18 protein-coding genes, 2 pseudogenes and 1 other annotated feature are annotated in these 19275 nt (G+C 43.5%); of the genes and pseudogenes, 17 read left to right on the top strand and 3 right to left on the bottom strand.

The window, feature by feature from the left end; translation table 11 throughout:
- Positions 1 to 80: 80 nt before the first annotated feature.
- The 4 genes and pseudogenes from dsbD (at position 81) to FTV30_RS16450 (ending at position 3999) form a co-directional block, all read left to right on the top strand.
- Positions 81 to 2018 (top strand): protein-disulfide reductase DsbD, encoded by a 1938-nt coding sequence (dsbD, locus tag FTV30_RS11725; RefSeq protein ID WP_100535591.1) that lies wholly within the window; start codon positions 81 to 83, stop codon positions 2016 to 2018.
- Complete coding sequence (locus FTV30_RS11720) at positions 2015 to 2863, top strand: TlpA disulfide reductase family protein (protein ID WP_180001648.1); 849 nt, start codon at positions 2015 to 2017, stop codon at positions 2861 to 2863. The genes dsbD and FTV30_RS11720 overlap by 4 nt, the downstream gene beginning before the upstream one ends.
- 19 nt (positions 2864 to 2882) lie before the next feature.
- On the top strand, positions 2883 to 3623 hold the full coding sequence (gene dsbG, locus FTV30_RS11715) for a thiol:disulfide interchange protein DsbG (RefSeq protein ID WP_016659404.1): 741 nt from the start codon (positions 2883 to 2885) through the stop codon (positions 3621 to 3623).
- A 64-nt stretch (positions 3624 to 3687) separates the two neighbouring features.
- A pseudogene (locus FTV30_RS16450) lies at positions 3688 to 3999 on the top strand (DUF202 domain-containing protein).
- A gap of 8 nt (positions 4000 to 4007) precedes the next feature.
- On the opposite strand, the gene FTV30_RS11705 reads toward FTV30_RS16450, so the two are convergent.
- The gene (locus tag FTV30_RS11705; protein ID WP_005247061.1) at positions 4008 to 4316 is read right to left on the bottom strand and encodes a metalloregulator ArsR/SmtB family transcription factor; all 309 of its coding nucleotides are present in this window, start codon (positions 4314 to 4316) and stop codon (positions 4008 to 4010) included.
- Between the two features lie 120 nt (positions 4317 to 4436).
- Between FTV30_RS11705 and FTV30_RS11700 the strand changes: the two genes are divergently transcribed.
- From FTV30_RS11700 to pnuC, 11 genes are all read left to right on the top strand, one after another.
- Positions 4437 to 4853 carry a YeeE/YedE family protein gene (locus tag FTV30_RS11700; RefSeq protein ID WP_016659403.1) on the top strand — a complete coding sequence of 139 codons (417 nt, stop codon included), beginning with the start codon at positions 4437 to 4439 and terminating at the stop codon, positions 4851 to 4853.
- A 1-nt stretch (position 4854) separates the two neighbouring features.
- A complete protein-coding gene (locus FTV30_RS11695; RefSeq protein WP_053579073.1) occupies positions 4855 to 5271 on the top strand; it encodes a DUF6691 family protein in 417 nt (138 codons plus the stop codon).
- 2 nt (positions 5272 to 5273) lie between these two features.
- Entirely contained in the window at positions 5274 to 6146 is an 873-nt protein-coding gene (locus tag FTV30_RS11690) for an MBL fold metallo-hydrolase (protein ID WP_053579072.1), read from the top strand.
- Between the two features lie 68 nt (positions 6147 to 6214).
- Positions 6215 to 6997, top strand: a complete 783-nt coding sequence (locus FTV30_RS11685) for a sulfite exporter TauE/SafE family protein (RefSeq protein WP_074382697.1) — start codon at positions 6215 to 6217, stop codon at positions 6995 to 6997.
- Positions 6998 to 7096: 99 nt separating this feature from the next.
- Positions 7097 to 7492, top strand: coding sequence for a rhodanese-like domain-containing protein (locus tag FTV30_RS11680; protein ID WP_035337430.1), 396 nt, complete (start codon positions 7097 to 7099; stop codon positions 7490 to 7492).
- Positions 7493 to 7541: 49 nt separating this feature from the next.
- Positions 7542 to 7877: a carboxymuconolactone decarboxylase family protein gene (locus FTV30_RS11675; RefSeq protein ID WP_005093752.1), complete on the top strand. Its 336-nt coding sequence runs from the start codon at positions 7542 to 7544 to the stop codon at positions 7875 to 7877.
- 28 nt (positions 7878 to 7905) lie between these two features.
- Positions 7906 to 8526 carry a class I SAM-dependent methyltransferase gene (locus FTV30_RS11670; RefSeq protein WP_005093755.1) on the top strand — a complete coding sequence of 207 codons (621 nt, stop codon included), beginning with the start codon at positions 7906 to 7908 and terminating at the stop codon, positions 8524 to 8526.
- Between the two features lie 207 nt (positions 8527 to 8733).
- The gene (locus FTV30_RS11665) at positions 8734 to 9423 is read left to right on the top strand and encodes a GntR family transcriptional regulator (protein WP_005093757.1); all 690 of its coding nucleotides are present in this window, start codon (positions 8734 to 8736) and stop codon (positions 9421 to 9423) included.
- Between the two features lie 259 nt (positions 9424 to 9682).
- Entirely contained in the window at positions 9683 to 10888 is a 1206-nt protein-coding gene (locus FTV30_RS11660; protein WP_159138857.1) for a phosphotransferase enzyme family protein, read from the top strand.
- Between the two features lie 40 nt (positions 10889 to 10928).
- The gene (locus tag FTV30_RS11655; protein ID WP_180001647.1) at positions 10929 to 13124 is read left to right on the top strand and encodes a TonB-dependent siderophore receptor; all 2196 of its coding nucleotides are present in this window, start codon (positions 10929 to 10931) and stop codon (positions 13122 to 13124) included.
- Positions 13125 to 13152: 28 nt separating this feature from the next.
- Positions 13153 to 13722: a nicotinamide riboside transporter PnuC gene (pnuC, locus tag FTV30_RS11650; protein ID WP_103800505.1), complete on the top strand. Its 570-nt coding sequence runs from the start codon at positions 13153 to 13155 to the stop codon at positions 13720 to 13722.
- Positions 13723 to 13899: 177 nt separating this feature from the next.
- Here the strand turns inward: pnuC and FTV30_RS11645 are convergent, their stop codons facing one another.
- Positions 13900 to 15411: an aldehyde dehydrogenase family protein gene (locus FTV30_RS11645; RefSeq protein WP_103800506.1), complete on the bottom strand. Its 1512-nt coding sequence runs from the start codon at positions 15409 to 15411 to the stop codon at positions 13900 to 13902.
- Between the two features lie 201 nt (positions 15412 to 15612).
- On the opposite strand from FTV30_RS11645, the gene FTV30_RS11640 reads away from it, so the two are divergent.
- On the top strand, positions 15613 to 16794 hold the full coding sequence (locus FTV30_RS11640) for a hypothetical protein (RefSeq protein WP_004647792.1): 1182 nt from the start codon (positions 15613 to 15615) through the stop codon (positions 16792 to 16794).
- Between the two features lie 505 nt (positions 16795 to 17299).
- On the opposite strand, the gene FTV30_RS11635 is transcribed toward FTV30_RS11640, so the two are convergent.
- A complete protein-coding gene (locus FTV30_RS11635) occupies positions 17300 to 18472 on the bottom strand; it encodes an iron-containing alcohol dehydrogenase (protein WP_004733137.1) in 1173 nt (390 codons plus the stop codon).
- 413 nt (positions 18473 to 18885) lie between these two features.
- On the opposite strand from FTV30_RS11635, the pseudogene FTV30_RS11630 reads away from it, so the two are divergent.
- Positions 18886 to 19275: pseudogene (locus tag FTV30_RS11630) on the top strand (IS3 family transposase); the annotation flags it as partial.
- Positions 19175 to 19275: a sequence feature (AL1L pseudoknot), on the top strand. This feature is flagged as partial in the annotation. (Overlaps the previous pseudogene by 101 nt.)

Below are 19275 nucleotides of genomic sequence, written 5' to 3'. Positions count from 1 at the left end.
TTATAAATGATTTGGGCTGTTAATGTTGTCTTAATTTTAGTTTTTCAATAATGCAGTCCTAACAGGAGGAGATCAGCTGGATGTTGAAGTGGATATTGGGTGCCGTGATCGGCGGTGGAATCATGACGGGAACTGCACATGCAGACTTTTTACCACCGGATCAGGCTTTTCAGTTTCAGGTGGTTTCTACAAGTCAGGATCAGGCAGAGCTTAGCTGGAAAATCGCAGAGGGTTATTATCTGTATCATGACCAGCTTAAAGTGTCTCATCAGCAGACCCCAGTCAAGTTGGCATTGCCCAAACCTGAAGACAAAGATGATCCCAATTTCGGTTTGACTCAGGTGCATTATGGGCAAGTCAAAACCAATATGAATGTCCAGCCCAACCAGCAGTTTGCGGTGCAGTGGCAGGGCTGTGCAGAAAGCGGTTTATGTTATCCGGTGCAACGCACCACAGTAAAAACTGATGCAGATGGTTTATTTCCAGCGCAAAACTTGAGCAAGCCTCAAAAGCTGCTGGCCAGCACTACACAGCCAGAAGCAAACGAAAAGATTTTGACTACTCAGAAAGATGAGCTCCAAGCTATAGGGCAAACTCAAAGTACAGATCAAGCACTGGCTGAAGAAAAGGTGGAGAAAGTGCAAGTCGCTGCAGTTTCCGACCCTGTCGTGCAGCCTGAGGTGGAATTAACAGAGAAAAACGACCAGCTTATTACAGACCCTAAAAATCAAACTTCATCAGCAGGCATGAATGACCAGTGGAACAATGACCAGTATTTTTTAAGTTTGCTGTCGAAACAAGGTCTGTTGATTAATGCTCTGATTTTTCTCGGGCTTGGCATTCTGCTGGCATTTTTACCGTGTTCTTTACCTTTAATTCCAATTTTAACGGGAATTCTGGTTCAGCAGCACCGGGGCTACCGTGCTGCACTGATTGCGCTGGTCTTTGTTTTGGGTATGGCACTGGTCTATGCGGTCATAGGACTTGCTGTGGCACAGCTCGGTTACAGTTTTCAGCGCTGGTTTCAAAGTCCGATATTCATCAGTATTTTCAGCATTCTGTTTGTTTTGTTCGCGCTTAATCTGTTCGGAGTATTTCAGCTGTCCTTACCTCAAGGCATGTTACAGCGGCTGGATCAATGGCAGCAAAAGCAGAAGGGTGGCACGCTGATTGGTGCTGGTCTCATGGGCATGATCGCGGCACTGATTGTCGGGCCATGTATGAGTGCACCGTTGGCCGGTGCCTTAATCTATGTGTCTCAGCTTAATCAACCGATTTTGGGTGCCAGCTATCTGTTTGTCTTAGGCCTTGGGCTGGGCTTGCCACTATTTATCGCAGCTGTATTTGGGTCCCATCTTTTACCCAAACCTGGCATCTGGATGGATCGCCTGAAGTTTAGTTTTGGCTTTGTCATGCTGGCCCTGGCCTTGTATTTTGCCCGCCCCCTATTGCCCGGCATTTTATACCTGAGCCTTTTGGGTGTAGTACTGATCACCTGTTCAGGCTACTTCTTGTTCAAGATGCTGCCCCATGTGCATCGGTCTGTATCGAAAATAGTCCTGATGCTGCTCAGTGGTTTACTGGTCTTTGCAGGAGGCATGCAGCTCTATCATGTCTGGAGTCAGGTACAGGTCGCCCATGTGGAATCACGGCTTGAATGGCAGAAGGTCAGTACAGCCGCAGAATTGCAACAGGTTTTAGCCAAACATCCTGCACAGCCAGTGGTAATTGATGTGTATGCGGACTGGTGTGTGGCCTGTCAACCGATTGAAAAGGAAGTGATTCCACGTAGTGATGTCCAGACGGCTTTACAAAATGTGGTTCGTATCAAATTAGACCTGACCCACTATCATCCAAGTCAGGATGAGCTGCTAAAAGAATGGCAAATCCTCGGTCCACCCACCTTTATATTTTTAAATGCAGCGCATCAGGAGCAGCGTGAGTTGCGCTTGACCGGAAGCTTTAGTGCGGCACATTTACTAGGCACATTGCAGCAACTACAAGGGGAGCAACCATGATGATTTCCAGTGATGCACTGCATCTGGGACCTTTGATGTTGCCTTGGACACTCATGATTGTTGCCACTGGCTTGATGCTGTTATCTGCCCTCCTGTTTGGATTAGCCAGAAAGTATTCATGGTCTAAACAGCTGCTTGGCCAAAGTCAGGATTTGCTCTGGAGCAGTTTTTTGCTAGGGATGCTGGGTGCACGTCTTGTTTTCGTTCTGCTCAATGCCGAGCTGTATTTTGCAGCACCCATCGACATACTGAAAATCCAGGACAAAGGTTTTCATTTATGGGGTGGGGTGCTGATTGGCGCTTTGTGGTATGTCATTCGCAACAGACAGCTGCAGACCCGATTCAAAGCCATCTTGCTGATCATCTTTGTACTCTGGGTCGGGCTTGGGCTCGCGTTCAAATCCAGTCTAAAAACTGAAGCAGCGTTTCCTGATCTAGCCTTTGCTGGACTAGAACAGGAACGTCTGGGTACAGATAAGATTCCACTCAGCCAATTCATTGGCCAGCCCACGGTAATTAATTTGTGGGCGAGCTGGTGTCCGCCGTGTCATCGCGAAATGCCGGTATTGGCCAAAGCAGCCAAGCAGCATCCTCAAGTGAATTTTGTCATGCTGAATCAGGGTGAGGAGGTAGCCACCGTAAATGCCTATTTAAGAAAACATCAGTTTCAATTTAAACATGTCCTGCTGGACCCATATGGTGAACTGCCACAGCAGCTGAATAGTTTTGGCCTGCCAACGACGCTGTTTTTTAATGCTCAAGGCCAGCTGGTCGAGCGGCATATGGGGGAACTCAGTCCGGCCATGTTGCAGCAATATTTAAACAGAATTTCAGATCAACCTTAAAAAAACGGAAGGACTTAGTATGAACAGAATTTACCGGGTACTGGGTGCAGGCATGTTCCTGATCATGAGCATGCACACGCAGGCGAATATTAAACAGAATATTGAAAAACAGGGTTTTGTGTTTGTAAAACAGATTCCGGCACCGCAAGGAATGACCGGTTGGGTGGGGCATGAAGACCAGTACTCCAATACAGTATTTATCTCCAACGATGACAAATATTATATCAAGGGCGAACTGTTTGATGCGCAAGGGAAAAGCCTGTCCAATGAGCAGATTGAAAAGCATATGAAAAAAGCGGTATTGGATGATGTCTGGAAAACCCTGGAAAAATCGACCTGGATTCAGGATGGCAAGCCGGATGCACCACGAGTGGTTTATGTCTTTTCCGATCCGAATTGTCCATATTGCTATAAATTCTGGCAGGCGGCTCGGCCTTGGGTCGAATCAGGCAAGGTACAGCTGCGTCATATTCAGGTCGGTGTGATCCGTGAAGAAAGCCGTGGTCAGGTGGCAACATTGTTAATGTCGAAAAATCCAGCAGCAGTTTTTAATGATATAAACAAGAATAAAGGCAAAAAGCAGCTCAAGAAAATGGCAAAGATTCCTGCAGAAATTGCTGCAAAAATTGATGCCAACCAGGCCCTAATGGGGAAATACGGCTTTTTCTCCACACCGTCGATGGCCTGGAAAAATAACCAGGGTGAATTTAAATCTACTCAAGGCCTGGCGATGGACGTCAAAGAAATTTTTGAACAATAAGATCGGATGAGATATGTCCACTTTGGATCATCCACGGGTATTGTTTGCTTTGGAATGAACCGCTCTGGCAGGGAACCGGAATGGTCTGACATTAATTGCATTTGGTTTTGTGATTGAAAAATCCAACCGGCTATTGTAATTAGTCGATCATGAACGTTATGCATAAAAAATAGCCTATGCACAGTGGATGGGGATTGCGGTGATTGTGTTTTGCATGTTGGTGAATATCGCCTCAATCCTGCAATATCGAGGGGGATGGACATCACTGGGACCGCCGGAATTTATTGAAGGTTATTATACCCAGCATCCTGTATGGCTAAACCTGTTTACTGCTTTTAGCGGGCTGCTTCTGATCATTTCTTTTTGGTTGCATTAAGAGGAGGGCTAGGCGCAATACAGCTCGTACAGCTTTTGCATCAGGCTCAAGACCTTGGGATCACTCAGACGATAGAAAATCTGCTTGCCCTCACGTCGGGTGCCAACCATGTTGGCCTTACGCAATACAGTCAGCTGTTGTGAAAGTGTAGGTTGATGAATGTCAGTAGATTCTTCAATTTCCTGAACATTCATTTCCCCATCGACCAGGACACATAAGATTTTCAGACGATCAGGATTGGCCAAAACTTTTAGGCATTGGCTGACGAAATCGACTTGAGAAAAATCAATTTTGGCATTTTCAGCAATCATATCCATAAATGTCCTCACAACTTTTGATGTAGCCCGTGCAGTTTACATAATTTACCATAAAACTGCTTGATTAATATTTTTTATTATATAATATAAAAAAGTATATTGTATAGGGATTAATTCATCATGCATGACTTCCTCATCGCATTTATTGGCGGCTTAATGCTCGGGCTTTCCGTAGTTGGTTATCTTTACGTCAATGGCCGTATTGCAGGAATCAGTGGTTTGATTGGGCAAGTATTAAACTCAAAAACCATGTTTAAAACGCCTGCAATCTGGTTTTTATTAGGCTTGATCCTCACACCGTTTATTTATGGTCTGTTTGTACAACCTGAAATCGAATTGAATGCCAGCCCACTGATGATGATTGTGGCAGGTCTGCTAGTGGGCTTTGGGACACGCTTAGGTTCGGGCTGTACCAGTGGTCACGGAATTTGTGGCATCAGTCGCCTGTCTAAGCGTTCTATCATCGCGACCATGACTTTCATGTTTGCAGGTTTTGTCGCTGTTTATATTATCCGTCATATCACAGGAGCATTCTAAAATGAAAAATGTGTTTGCCTTTTTATTTGGTGCGCTGTTCTCTGTGGGATTGATGGTATCAGGCATGTCCAATCCGGAAAAAGTACTCGATTTCCTGGATCTGTTTGGCGATTGGGATGCCAGTCTGGCCTTTGTCATGATGGGCGCGATTGCGGTGGCCTTTATTCCCTTCCAGAAAGCATTACGTACGGCGCAACCGAAAACAGTATTTAATGACCCTATTGATTTACCTAAAAATAATCAGATAGATAAAAAACTGATCACAGGTGCGGTTTTATTTGGTGCAGGTTGGGGCATTGCCGGCATCTGTCCGGCGCCAAGTTTCACCTTGATCGGTTTGGGCCACTATCAAGTGCTCTATTTTATTGTAGCAATGCTGGTGGGTGTATGGATTCACCGTAAATGGTCAGGAGCTTAACGATGTCAAACTTACCTATAGTAAAAGATTTTTTTCACGAAGATACCAATACCTTCAGTTATGTTGTACGTGATCCTGCAACCAAAGCCTGCGCCATTATTGATAGCGTTCTGGATTACGATCCGGCATCAGCAAGTACCTCAACTATTCATGCCGATAAAATTATTGCCTATATTAAAGAGCAGGGTTTAACGGTCGAGTGGATTCTGGAAACCCATGTCCATGCTGATCATCTGACTGCAGCGCAATACCTCAAAGCTGAGTTAGGTGGCAAGATTGCCATGAGCCAGAAAATTGGTATTGTTCAGCAAACTTTTGGCGCGATTTATCATCTGGATATTAAACAATGGAATGCCCAGCAGCTCTTTGATTATTTATTTGAAGATCATGAGTCGTTCCAAATCGGAACATTGAAAGCCTATAACATTCCAACACCGGGACATACGCCTGCTTGCCTGAGTTATGTGATTGGTGATGCGGTTTTTGTGGGTGATACCCTGTTTATGCCAGATTATGGTACAGCACGTTGTGACTTTCCGCGTGGCAGTGCAGAACAGCTTTATGATTCGGTACAAAGCCTGTTTCAGTTGCCAGAAGATACCCGGGTCTTTTTATGTCATGACTATTTGCCTGAAACACGTGAATCCTATGTGTGTGAATCTGATATACAGACACAAAAGACACAGAATATTCATATTCATCAGGGAATCAGTAAAGCTGAATTTGCTCAGATGCGCAACCAGCGGGATTCAGGACTGAGTATGCCTAAACTGATTCTACCGGCGATTCAGATCAATATGAAAGCAGGGCAGTTTCCTGAGCCAGAGCAAAATGGTGTTTCTTACCTCAAGCTTCCTCTTAACTACTTCAAATAAGCTTGTGTCGTGATTCAACAAAAAGTTCAACCTTTATTGAATCATTTTTGTGGATAAGGGAGAGGGCGATGTGGGCATTAATACTGGAAGGATTGGCGATTGGTGGCTTGCTGGGTCTAACCGGTGCTGGTGGCGGCATTCTGGCTGTACCGGCACTGATGGCGAGTCAGGGTTGGACGGTAGCTCAGGCTGCGCCGGTGGGCTTGCTGGCAGTCACGCTGTCGGCCTTGGTTGGAACGTTCGAAGGTTTATTCAAGCGTATTGTACGTTATCGCGCTGCGCTCTGGATCGCGCTGATCAGTATTCCTTCAGCCCGTTATGGCGTGCATCTGGCTGATATCGTTTCTCCAGTCTGGCTGACGCTGGCTTTCAGTCTGGTCATGCTGATTGTTGCTTACCGGATCTTCTTTAATAAAGTCCATGATCATGGTAATGCACCGTGCAAGGTCAATCAAACGACCGGTCGTCTGATCTGGAATGTGAAAACGGCCTCCTTTCTGGCTGGTATTGGTGTAGTGGCAGGTTTATTAACGGGTCTGCTTGGCGTTGGGGGTGGTTTTGTTATTGTTCCAGCCCTGCGTAAATTCACCGATCTCGATATGCGCAGCATCGTGGCGACCTCTCTCATGATTATTTTCCTGATTGGTGGGGTCAGCATTTCTGCACACGTACTGGAGGGCTTTCAATATCCTGTTTCGGTCACACTGGCCTTTGTCCTGGCCTGTATTGTCGGGATGTTCATTGGACGCAGTCTGATGCATCGGATTGACAGTAACAAGGTACAGAAAATATTTGCCACAACCGTGGTTGGGGTAGCTATGTATTTAATCTATTCAGCGCTCATGGGCTAAAACAGACGATTAAGTACCTAAACTAAAGCGCTTTAATCTCCCTGAGCATCGTTTATGCAATGTGAATATCGTTTTAATGGCCGAGGAAGAATGAAAATGATGAAAACTGCAGAGCAATTGATCCGGAATGCAAAAAGCCGGATTCAGGAAGTCAGCGTAAATGAATTGTTTGAGGCGATGCAAAACCATAAAACCATACTGATTGATGTTCGGGAACCAGATGAATTCCAAGCAGCAGCGATAGACCGGGCGGTGAATTATCCACGTGGTATTTTGGAAATGCGAATTCACCAGCATCCCTTAGCCAGTCATCATTGTGATACCCAGCAGGCACTGGAACATCTTAAAGATCAGCCGATTTATTTGATTTGTGGTACGGGTGGACGTTCAGCACTGGCAACCGATACCTTACAGAATATGGGTTTTACCCAGGTCAAGTCGGTTCAGGGTGGTTACCAGGCCTGGCTGGAACAGGGCTATCCGGTAGAAAAATAAGCTATTGAATATATAAATGAATGCTGATTTCTTTATTTGAGGTGAAGCAATGAAATACAAAGAATTAACCCAGAACATTTCGGGCAGTTTAAGAACTTTAAGTCAGGATTCGCCTGATTTAATGAAAAGTTTTAACCAATTGTCACAGACTGCTATGCGTGATGGCGTGATTGATCCGAAAACCAAGGAGTTAATTGCCTTGGCGATTGGTGTGGCGGCACGTTGTGATGGTTGTATCGGTTTTCATGTTCGAACCTTAGTCAAAATGGGCATGACCCTACGGGAACTGGAAGAAGTTTTAGGCGTTGCCGTCTATATGGGTGGAGGACCTTCATTGATGTATGCCGCAAATGCCCTAGAGGCATTTAAAGAGTTTTCCAGCTGATTGAATCGTTTAGTAAATGGAGGCTGAAATGAGTCAGCACTGGAATGAATTGTATGCCCGGACGCAAGATCTGTATGGCACAGCAGCAAATCTTTTCATTCAGCAAATTTCGGACAAAATCCGAATAGAGGGTAAAACACTGGCAATTGCTGAAGGTGAAGGACGGAATATCTTATACCTGGCTGAGCGGGCAAGACAGCAGGGTTACCCTTTTTCAGCGGAAGTCTGGGATTATTCTGATGTTGCTTTGACGCATCTGTCCAGCAAGGCTGAAGCCCAAGGGATAAAAGTTGAACTTAAACATGTTGATTTAACAGTAGCTCAATGGCCATCGGAGTTTTATCAAAATGTGATCTGTGTATTTGGTCATTTCGATATAGAAACACAAAAACAGGTTTTAGAAGGCATAAGAAAATCCTTGCTCAACGGTGGATGGTTTATTGGTGAGCTATATTCAAAGGAACAGATCGACTATAAAACCGGTGGTCCTTCAAATGTCGAATATTTATACGATCCTCGTTGCATTCTAGAAGTCTTCGGACAGGACCACATCCATCACTTTTATGTCGGGGAGCAAGAAAGGCAGGAGGGAAAATTACATTGTGGTAAATGCCATGTTATTCAATTTGCGATACAAGTGAGGAAGTAGAGCATAAGTGAATTTAATACATTTTGCTGACGATAAGGTCCTGCATTCTCATCATCAATATTTTTAGGGGGGATTACCATTACCGTAAAAATTCTCATTAAGACTAGGGAATGTATCTTTTTACTGATCTGTACCTTTTTTAATTTTCCTCTGTTCTTTAATTTAGTACCATCAATATAACTTACGCTGACGAGCTGGATTCACTGAATGAAGTATATGGAAATCAGAGATTTGATTGAGGCTGAATTGAAAAAATACAGTTCTAATCAAATGATTCCATCGGAACGTTACTTGGCATTAAAGTTTAACTGTTCAAGGGAAACAGTGCGTAAGGCTTATGAACAGCTTCGTGCCGAAGATAAAATTTACAAACGGCAAAATCTCGGCTGGTTTGTGAGTAATAAAAAAATTCAATACTATCCAAACTCAATTGAAAATTTTCGTTCTTATATGAAGGCACAGGGTTTTAATGCCAGAACAGAACTGATCTCGACCAGACAGCTGGAGCGATTTGATCACAGTGATGTTTTTAGTGAAGCAACGAGAAGACTCGGCTTTATTGAAATTATCCGTTTACGTTATGCTGATGATGTCCCGGTACTCCTTGAATACAATTATCTGCCTGTTGCGCTATTTCCAGATGTGCTGAATTATGACGTGATTACTTCGGTCCAAGATGTCATTAAAAATCACTTTGATTATGATTATACGAGTAGTCAGTTAAAAATTAAAAATACCGGTGTCTCTCATTTTGAGAGCCAATATTTAGGAATTCCTATAAGCCAAACAGCAACTTACATTGAACGTATTTCAAAATCAAACGATCTGGTGATTGAATATGACATCGAAATCTGGTCTCAGGACAAAATTGAAATGACCCTAGATATTCACGCATAAGCTTATATTTATCTCCAATCCATTCAAATCCTAAAAACTTCTGTGTTTTTAGGATTTTTTTTTTTAAATAATTTTAATTATTAAGCATTCTATTTTTATATTTAAAAGGCTAAACTTGCCTCCAATTTAATACTGGTATGTACCACTTAATTTTGGGACAAACCTTAAATATTAAATGTATTTGAAAATACTGTGTAGATGTTTGCTTAAATGATGACTCTCCATTACCACATGATGATCTGGCTCAGGAATATTGATAATGACCACAATGACTGATGATTTAGGTCATGGTATGGGCAATGCCTGGGAACATAAAGACTGGGCACATATTTCTGATCCAGAATTACAAAGCCTGCAGCAGCAGTATTCCTGTTTACAAGGTCATATTCAGATTTTGTGGTGTAGTCCACGGCCATTTTCATCTGCAGTATTGGTTAAAGTAGAGCAGGATCTTGTGAGCAGGGATGAAATAGTCGCGCATCAGTATTTGATTAAGCGCAGCCATTGTTCCTTTCGTCGTGCCCGCGATATTTTACAGGAGCATGCCGTTCTTCAGCATTTAGCTAGCAAAGAAATTCCTGTTGCAGCATTGATTAGCTCAAATCAAGGTCTGACCGCTTTAGAGCTAGGTGACTGGACCTATGAAGTCTATGCAAAAGCAGCCGGCTTAGATCTGTATGCAGATCAGCAATCCTGGAAACCTTTTTTCTATGCTGAACATGCTGCGAAAGCGGGGCAATTACTGGCAAGCTTACATATGGCCATGCAGGATTTTCCTGAGCGGCAAGGCCGATCAGCATCTTATTTATTGTCCAATCAGCAGCTTTTAAACAGTGAAAATATCGTTACAGCCATTCAACGGCGCATTGTAAACAGTCCAGAATTAAGCCGTTACTGTGCCGACAAAAATTTAGATCCTTACTTTTTAGATCAAATCTTACAGGTTCACCAGCGTATTCAGCCTGTATTGCAACAGGCAAGCAGAATTTGGACCCATAACGATTTACACGCTTCTAATCTATTTTGGTCAGCACCGGATGCCAAAGCGGAGATTACTGCCGTAATTGATTTTGGTTTATCTGACCGAAATTCGGCACTTTATGATCTGGCTGTGACGATTGAACGTAATTTCATTGATTGGTTGGAATTAAAGCAGAACCCACATATTCCGATTGATGAAGCCGGTTTAACCGCTTTTCTCCATGCTTATTTTTCCGAGATACATCCACAAGAAGATTTTAGTATTTTGCCAGAACTGCTGAAAATCGTGCATTTGGATTTCGCTTTTTCAGAGCTTGAGTATTTTGTTGGGATTACTCAAAACCAGCAACATGCAGATGCTGCTTATTACGACTGGATTATCGGTCATGTGGACTGGTTCTTTGGCGAACAAGGTCAACAATTTACCCAGACCTTAACCCGGCTCATTCAAGATGAATTGCAATCTTCTCAATGCTCTCTCTAAACCCAGCATCATCACCCACTTCACAGACATAAGGTTTCGTATGAACACTCGTCAACTCAAACAGAATGTATTAATCCGATCTTTAAATATGATCATTCTGTCGCAGCTGTGTTTAGTCCCGCTGACTTATGCTGAAGACGATGTTCAAAAGCTTGACACGATTGTTATCACAGCCGATCAAAGCATTCCTTACTCGAGTGCTAAAGTGAATGTTGAGGGATTTGCTACGGACAGTCTGCAAAAAATACCTGCATCGGTCTCTATTTTGACTGCTGATCTTATTGCTGAACAACATGCCCGTGTGCTGAGCGATGTTATAAAAAATGATGCAGCCATCGGTGAGGGCTATGCTGCAATTGGCTATTATCCAAACTTTGTCTCGCGTGGCTTTGCACTCGATTTGGCATCTAGCTACCTCATTAATGGCAATGTGATTCGTGGTGAACAAAACGTCGCACTTGAAAATAAAGAACGTGTGGAAATTTTAAAAGGCATGTCCGCGATTCAAAGTGGGATGTCGACCCCGGGTGGGGTTGTGAATTATGTCACCAAGCGACCGAAAGATATTCAGGCACTGACATTCTCGGCCGATCAACACGGCCAGTTTTCAGTGGCAACTGATCTCGGTGGTTTTTGGGGTGATGAGCAACAATTCGGATATCGCATCAATCTGGTGAATGAACAGATGGAGTCTTATGTCGATCATGTCGATGGTGAACGCTATCTAGCGGCATTGGCCTTAGATTGGAAAACATCTGAGCAATCCAAATTAGAATTTGATCTTGAAGCACAGCGTTCCGAACAAAAATCAGTGCCAGGTTATCAATTACTGGATGGTAAAGTCCCAGAAAATGTGAAATGGGACCGATTGCTGGGTTATCAGACTTGGGGCAAACCGGTCACGATCGATAGTCTGAATAGCAGTTTAAAATATAGCTATGCATTGAATGATGACTGGAACTTGGGACTCGTTGCAGCACACAGTAAATCCAGAGTTGATGACTATTCAAGCTTTGCTTATGGTTATTATCGGGAAGGCTGTCTGGAAGAGTATTCTTGTAACACGTTTGGTAAAGCTGGCGAGTATGATATTTATGATTTTCGTAATCCGGATGACACCTTTAAAACCAATCAATTTAAAGTCAAATTGGATGGGGTGATTGATACCAATTGGGTACAACATCACCTTAACTTTGATTTGACTTACACCGATAAATCTAGAAATCGTTACAACGGTATAAACCAGTACATAAATTCAGAAGACTATGTTGGTAATATTTACCAAGATACCTACGACAGGATCCCAGAAGAAGGAAATCTAGGTCCTTATTTTAAAGCTTTAGATAGTGAACAGACTGCTTTTACGGTTTTAGATCGTATTGAGTGGAATGAGAAATGGTCTACTTTGATTGGTGGAAAATGGATCGAGCTTGATGAACAAGCACATGCTTATGATGCAGAGGGTAAGCAGGTAATAAAAGTTCGTGATACGGATTTAGGCAAATTTTTACCACAGTTTGCAGTGAGTTATAGCCCGGTAGAGTCAACAACTCTGTATGCCTCTTATGCCAAAGGTTTGTCAGATGGAAAGACAGCGCCTTGGTTTGCAGAGAATGCTGCTGAAACTCTAGCGCCGATCTATTCAGAGCAATATGAAATTGGCCTAAAACAACAGATCAAGCAGTTTTTATTGACTGCCTCGCTATTTGATTTACACCAAGACAACCAATATAGCAAGCCGATTTCAGGACTTCGCTATTTTGTTGCGGAAGGCGAACAACATAGTCAGGGTCTGGAGCTCGGACTGAATGGTGCATTAACCGATCATCTGGCCTTAACTTCATCTTTAGCCTTGACTAAAGCCCGTTTAGAAAATGTAGAAGCGGTTGAATATGGCAATCATCAGGCGCAAAACGTGCCAAAAGTTCGTTTCGCAACACATCTTCGCTATAACGTACCGAGCATTGCAGGTTTCACTGTTCTGGCAGGTGGTCAATACAGTTCCAGCAAATATGCTAACAAAGAGGGTGCTGCGAAAGTCGCAGGTTATAGTGTGGTTGATTTAGGCGCTGCTTATCAATTTAAGCTAAATACGACCGATGCATTGCTACGCTTGAATATTAATAATCTGTTCAACAAGAAATACTGGCGTGATGCAGGTGAATTTTTGGGTGACGATTATTTATTCTTGGGTTCGCCGCGTACAGCAACCTTGTCATTCAATCTGAACTTCTAAATTGGCTGCTTAATCAGGTTATATTGCTATGGAAAATATAGAAATTGCAGCGTTCATTTTAAATGTTTTAGGTGTCTGGTTGACGTCTAAACAATATAAAGCCTGCTGGGTAGTGAATATTGTCGCTGTATTTCTGTATATCATTATTTTTTATCGTGTCAATTTATTTGCAGACGCAGCATTACAAGCCGTATTTATCTTGATGCAACTCTATGGCTGGTATAGCTGGTCGAAGAAAGATCAAGACCAGGATCTGACTGTACAGATTGGCTATTTGAATAAAAAAATCTGGGTATATAGCCTGATTGTGGGTATTGTCGCTGGTCTGGTGATTGGTGCCTTATTTGCTCATTTCACCGCAGCGTCACTACCTTGGTTGGACTCCATGTTAGCCTCTTTTAGCTTGGTGGCAAGTTATTGGGCGGCAAAAAAATATATTGAAAGCTGGGGCTTGTGGTGTGTTCTAGATGTGATTTATGTCGGTATGTACACCCATAAATCATTGTATTTAACAGCCGTACTCTATTTTCTCTTTATTCTTCTTGCACTGAATGGCTGGAGAATGTGGCGAAATCTTTATAGAGTGAAATTATCTTGAAATGACACTATTGCAAATAGAAATTTGAGGTGATGCTCTTTCCTTTAAAAAAAGTGTTTATAGACTAAAAACTTTATTTGAATTGGCCGCAGCTTGAAGATGTTGCTGATATTTTGTGAAAGCTAGCTACCATACATTCAAAGCGAACCGAAGTTCGCTTTGAATGTATTTCACTTCTTAAAAGAACCCGGCTGGTTTGGTCGAATAGCTCACTAACAGATTTTTGGTTTGTTGATAATGATCCAGCATCATTCTGTGATTCTCACGACCAATGCCGGATTTTTTATAGCCACCGAAAGCCGCATGCGCAGGGTAGATGTGATAACAGTTGGTCCAGACCCGACCGGCCTGAATGGCACGGCCAGCACGGTAGGAAGTATGCGCTGAGCGTGACCAGACCCCGGCACCGAGTCCGTAAATCGTATCGTTGGCGATCTTGATCGCATCATCAAAGTCTTTAAAGGTGGTCACAGCCAATACAGGCCCGAAGATTTCATCCTGGAAGGTCTTCATGTCATTGGTGCCTTTAAAGATAGTCGGCTCAATATAGAAACCTTGACCCACTTCCTGACGTGCTTCACCACCAGTCAGGATCTGTGCGCCTTCTTCACGACCAGTGGCAATACAGCCCAGAATCTTGTCCTGCTGTTCCTGTGAGGCTTGCGCGCCAATCATGGTGTCAGTATCCAGCGGATGCCCGGTTTTAATCCGTTTCACCCGTTCAACGGCACGCGCCAGAAATTCGTCAGCAATACTTTCCTGGATCAGCGCACGCGATGGACAGGTGCAGATTTCACCCTGGTTCAGGGCAAACATGGCAAAACCTTCCAGCGCTTTGTCCAGATAATCGTCTTCCTGATCCATGATGTCGGCAAAGAACAGATTCGGTGATTTACCCCCCAGTTCCAGCGTCACCGGAATAATATTTTCGGTGGCATATTGCATGATCATCTGACCGACGGCGGTGGAACCGGTAAAGGCAATCTTGGCAATGCGTGGGTTGGTGGCTAGCGGGCGACCGACTTCAACCCCATAACCATTGACGATATTCAGGACACCCGGTGGCAAAATATCCTGAATCAGTTCAGCCAGCACCAGAATGCTGACCGGAGTCTGTTCTGCAGGTTTCAACACAATGCAGTTGCCCGCAGCCAGGGCAGGTGCCAGTTTCCAGGCAGCCATCAGAATCGGAAAGTTCCACGGGATAATCTGACCCACGACGCCCAACGGCTCATGAAAATGATAAGCAATCGTATCTTCATCAATTTCGGAAATGCCGCCTTCCTGCGCACGAATACAGCCGGCAAAATAACGGAAATGATCAATCGCCAGCGGAATATCGGCAGCCAGCGTTTCACGGATCGGTTTGCCGTTATCCCAGGTTTCTGCCACTGCCAGCAGTTCCAGATTTTGTTCCAGACGATCGGCAATTTTCAACAGAATATTGGAGCGGGTGGTCGGCGATGCTCTGTTCCATTGTTCTTTGGCTTTGTGCGCTGCATCCAGGGCCAATTCAATGTCTTCTACAGAAGAACGCGGAACCTTGGTAAAGACTTTGCCATCTACCGGAGAGATGTTGTCAAAGTATTCACCTTTGACCGGAGCGACCCATTCGCCGCCAATAAAATTCTCGTATTGTGCTTTAAAATGAACTTTTGAATCAGGTTGATTAGGATCGACGTAACGCATATTTATTTCCTTTGCTTATTTTCGTATGGCAAAACCGCTTCTACAGCTTTGGTATAAGGTACTTCTGCATCTTATTTGATTAATATAACTGGTATAAGGTTGGAAAAAGGTTGGAGCTAGCATGTTCACGATATTTTCATCCATTTTAAAAAAATAACGATTACAGCGGATGTAAATCATGAATTGTTGTGAGAATAAGGAATGATGACAAAACAAGATTTGATGGAAAAAAGGCACAATACTGATCAGCTTCGGCAAAACAGCAGTTTGTCTCCCTTACATGCAGAACAGCTGGGACAGAGTATTGCCAGCTCCTGGCAACGTTCATCCTCGGCTGAAATCCCGAAGAATCGTTTAGCAGCACCGCTGACGGATTTAAAAAAGACCACTTCTTCCTCAACTTTAGCCCAAGCCCTGCAACATTGTGCTCAGGATTTAAAACATATTGCCGAGCAATCTTCTATGGTGCTGGCGGTCGGAGATATCGGCAGCACCATCATTTGGGCAGCTTCTAGCCCACAAATGCAAAGTGCCGCAGAAAGTGTACATTTTATTGAAGGTGGGCAATGGCGCGAAGAGCTAGTCGGAACCAATGCATTGGCATTATCCTTAAAAACTCAACAATCCAGCTGTGTCTTTTCCAGTGAACATTACATGTCCTCCATTCATGATTGGGTTTGTTACGCTGCCCCGATTATTGATCCCTATTCAAAACAGGTCTTAGGTGTCATTGATCTGTCGACTACCTGGCCAAAGCATAACAGTTTAGCACTACTAGCTGCGGAGCGCTGTGCTACGATCATCCAGTCGGCTCTACTAGAATGCCAGAAGCAGCGCCTGTTTATTCGAGCTTTTTCAGTACCTCAAGTGCTGTTTAATGGCAAGATGCTGGTTCTGACTCCTCGACAGATTGAAATTCTGACCATTCTAGCCTTATGTCCGCAGGGTCTGAGTCTAGATACATTGCATCAAGCCTTATATGGCGAGCGCAAGGTCAGTATGGGGACTTTAAAAGCAGAAATGTCACAATTACGCGATTTATTAGGTGGTATGCTGGGTTCCAGACCCTATCGTTTATTGGCGCATGTAGAGGCTGATTTTTTAATGACAGAGCAATCTTTAGATGCTGGGTATATCGATTCAGCCTTGAAATTATGTACCGGCGTATTTCTGGCCAAAACAGAAAGTCCATTTCTATGCGCCTGGAGAGATTGTCTGGAATCACGCCTGAGCGATGCCATTTTCAAGGCTAATGAAACCGATGTCTTGCTGAAACATGTGGCACATTTTCCTGAAGCGATTGATGCTGTAGAACGCCTGATTGAACTGATGCCCAAAAACCATCCCGTTCATCAGACTCTGTTAAAATATAAAAATCTTTAAAGCTGATGTAACTGTCGGTACAAAGCTAAACAGTTAAAATAGGAATATTCTGGAATATTAAGTATTATCCTTGCTTACTGTGAGTTTACTTATTAATTTAGACTGAACCTGATCCTAAAATTTTTATCAGTGGCTACCCAGTTTGCCGTTTGCCTAGATGCTTGATATCAGCTACGCTCACCTTCATGTCATTTGAAGGACGCGCAGTTTATTCCTCAGGGATCAAATATAATCGTAAGATAATACGCTATGAAATTTTATTTGTGGCTAGAACGGGCTAAAAAAATAGTGGCATTTTTCTACCATGGGATTAATGTCGATATTCATAATGAAGGGGACTTCATAAAAAAGAAACACCCCCCGCTTTTATCCTCTTATGAAGGCAAAAGGATCAGCCAGGAACAGGAAAATGCATGTCTGCTCTTGGCACACTTCCTCAGGAAGTGAAACAGGGGCTGTTAAAAATGTAAGTCAGATGCTTGGAGAGAAGACTTACATTGAGGCACTACATCGCCGCTTTAAAAATATCTACCACTTGGGCATGGCTGGCTTTACGTGGATTGGTCAGCATGCAGGCATCTTTTTGTGCATTTTCCGCCATGATGGCCAAGTCAGCTTCTTTTACATTCAATTCCGTCAGCCCAGATGGAATACCAATTGAAGCCGAAAGCTGACGAATGGCGCCAATCGCTTCATAAGCTGCTTCAGTTACGGTTAAGCCTTCTGTATTCACCCCCATCAATTGGGCAATTTTGGCATAACGTTCAGGACAAGCAATCAGGTTAAATTCACAAACATGGGGGAGCAGAATTGCATTACAAACACCATGCGGCAAGTTGTAGAAGCCTCCGAGCTGATGTGCCATCGCATGCACATATCCTAAAGAGGCGTTATTAAAGGCCATTCCGGCAAGATATTGAGCATAGCTCATGGCATCCCGTGCTTCTAGATTATCCCCATTCGCCACTGCGGGACTGAGCCATTCACTGATCATGGTGATCGCCTTTTCTGCACAGGCATCAGTGATGGGATTAGCAGCCGTAGATACATAGGCCTCGACCGCATGTGTCAGAGCATCCATCCCTGTTGCCGCAGTCAGGCCGGCAGGTTTGGCCAACATCAGTTTAGGGTCATCAATCGCAATGAGTGGTGTGCAACGCCAATCTACAATCGCCATTTTCACATGGGTATCGGTATTGGTAATGATACAGAAACGTGTCATCTCCGAAGCCGTCCCTGCCGTGGTATTGATTGCAATCAGTGGTGTCATCGGAACGGTACTTTTATCAATCCCTTCATAATCACGGATATGTCCGCCACCTGCAGTGACCAGACCGATGCCTTTGGCACAGTCATGTGATGAGCCCCCACCTAACGATACAATAAAATCACAGGCATTTTCATTATAAGCTTCAACTCCATGATGCACGTTAATATCAGTTGGATTGGGTTCCGCACCTGGGAAAATATAACTGTCAACACCTGCCTCTTTCAAATAATCTGCAATATCATCTGCAACACCAAATTTAAACAGGCCAGCATCAGTTACAATCAGTGCTTTCTTGGCGCCTAAATTTTGTGCTTTTATCCCGATTTCTTTAGCACAGCCCGGACCAAAAAGTGAAACGCAGGGAATATAAAAACCGTTAGTTTGATCTGCAATATTTTTAAAAGCCATGGGGTGATTCCTTCTACCATTGATTGATTATTTTATCGGTGACCCTCACCGTAATATGAGTATTGGATGAAGCTAAAAAGAATCCTACCTACCAAATACCTACCAATTTAAATTTCTGATTCTAGCCAAAATAATGCATTTGAGGTATTTAAAAGCAGATTGGCAAGGTTTAGCAGATACTGGGTAGATTGGTTTAATAAAGGGCGTGTGAATAGCACACTAGGCTGTTTACTACTTTCTGATTTTAAATAAATACTAAAATGCTTTATTCATTTTTAAGATAAAGATAAAAAGTACGGGGCTTAGAAATACCCATAGAGCCACAAAGCTGATACTGTAGCTAAACTGGGTCCGTAATAAAACTGAACCGTACCGGGTTTGTCGGAGAGTCAATATTCTGAGAGACTATTCCGATGAAAAAACCAAACTATACCCCTGAAATCAGAGAAAGAGCGGTTCAATTACTAATTGAATCTGAAAAAGATTATCCATCGAATTGGGCTGCGATCACCGCTATTGCTCCCTGAGCAGTATACTGCGCAAGGGTTGTACTCCTGAAACACTACGTGTTTGGTATCAAAAATACTTAGATAAACAAAATCCAGTTAAAGTACAGCAGCTTTCAGACCAAGAACGTATCAAACAACTGGAACGCGAAAATAAAGAACTGCAACGTGCCAATGAAATTCTACGTAAAGCAGCCGCTTTTTTCGCCCAGGCGGAGCTCGACCGCCCACACAAATAATGGTGGATTTTATCCATAATAATAAAGAGCTGTACGGAGTCGAGGCGATTTGTAGAAT

The sequence above is a fragment of the Acinetobacter sp. YH12255 genome (assembly GCF_013417355.1).
GTDB lineage: Bacteria > Pseudomonadota > Gammaproteobacteria > Pseudomonadales > Moraxellaceae > Acinetobacter > Acinetobacter pseudolwoffii.
Note: the sequence above shows the minus strand (reverse complement) of the source record. Positions and strands in the feature narration are given on the sequence as shown.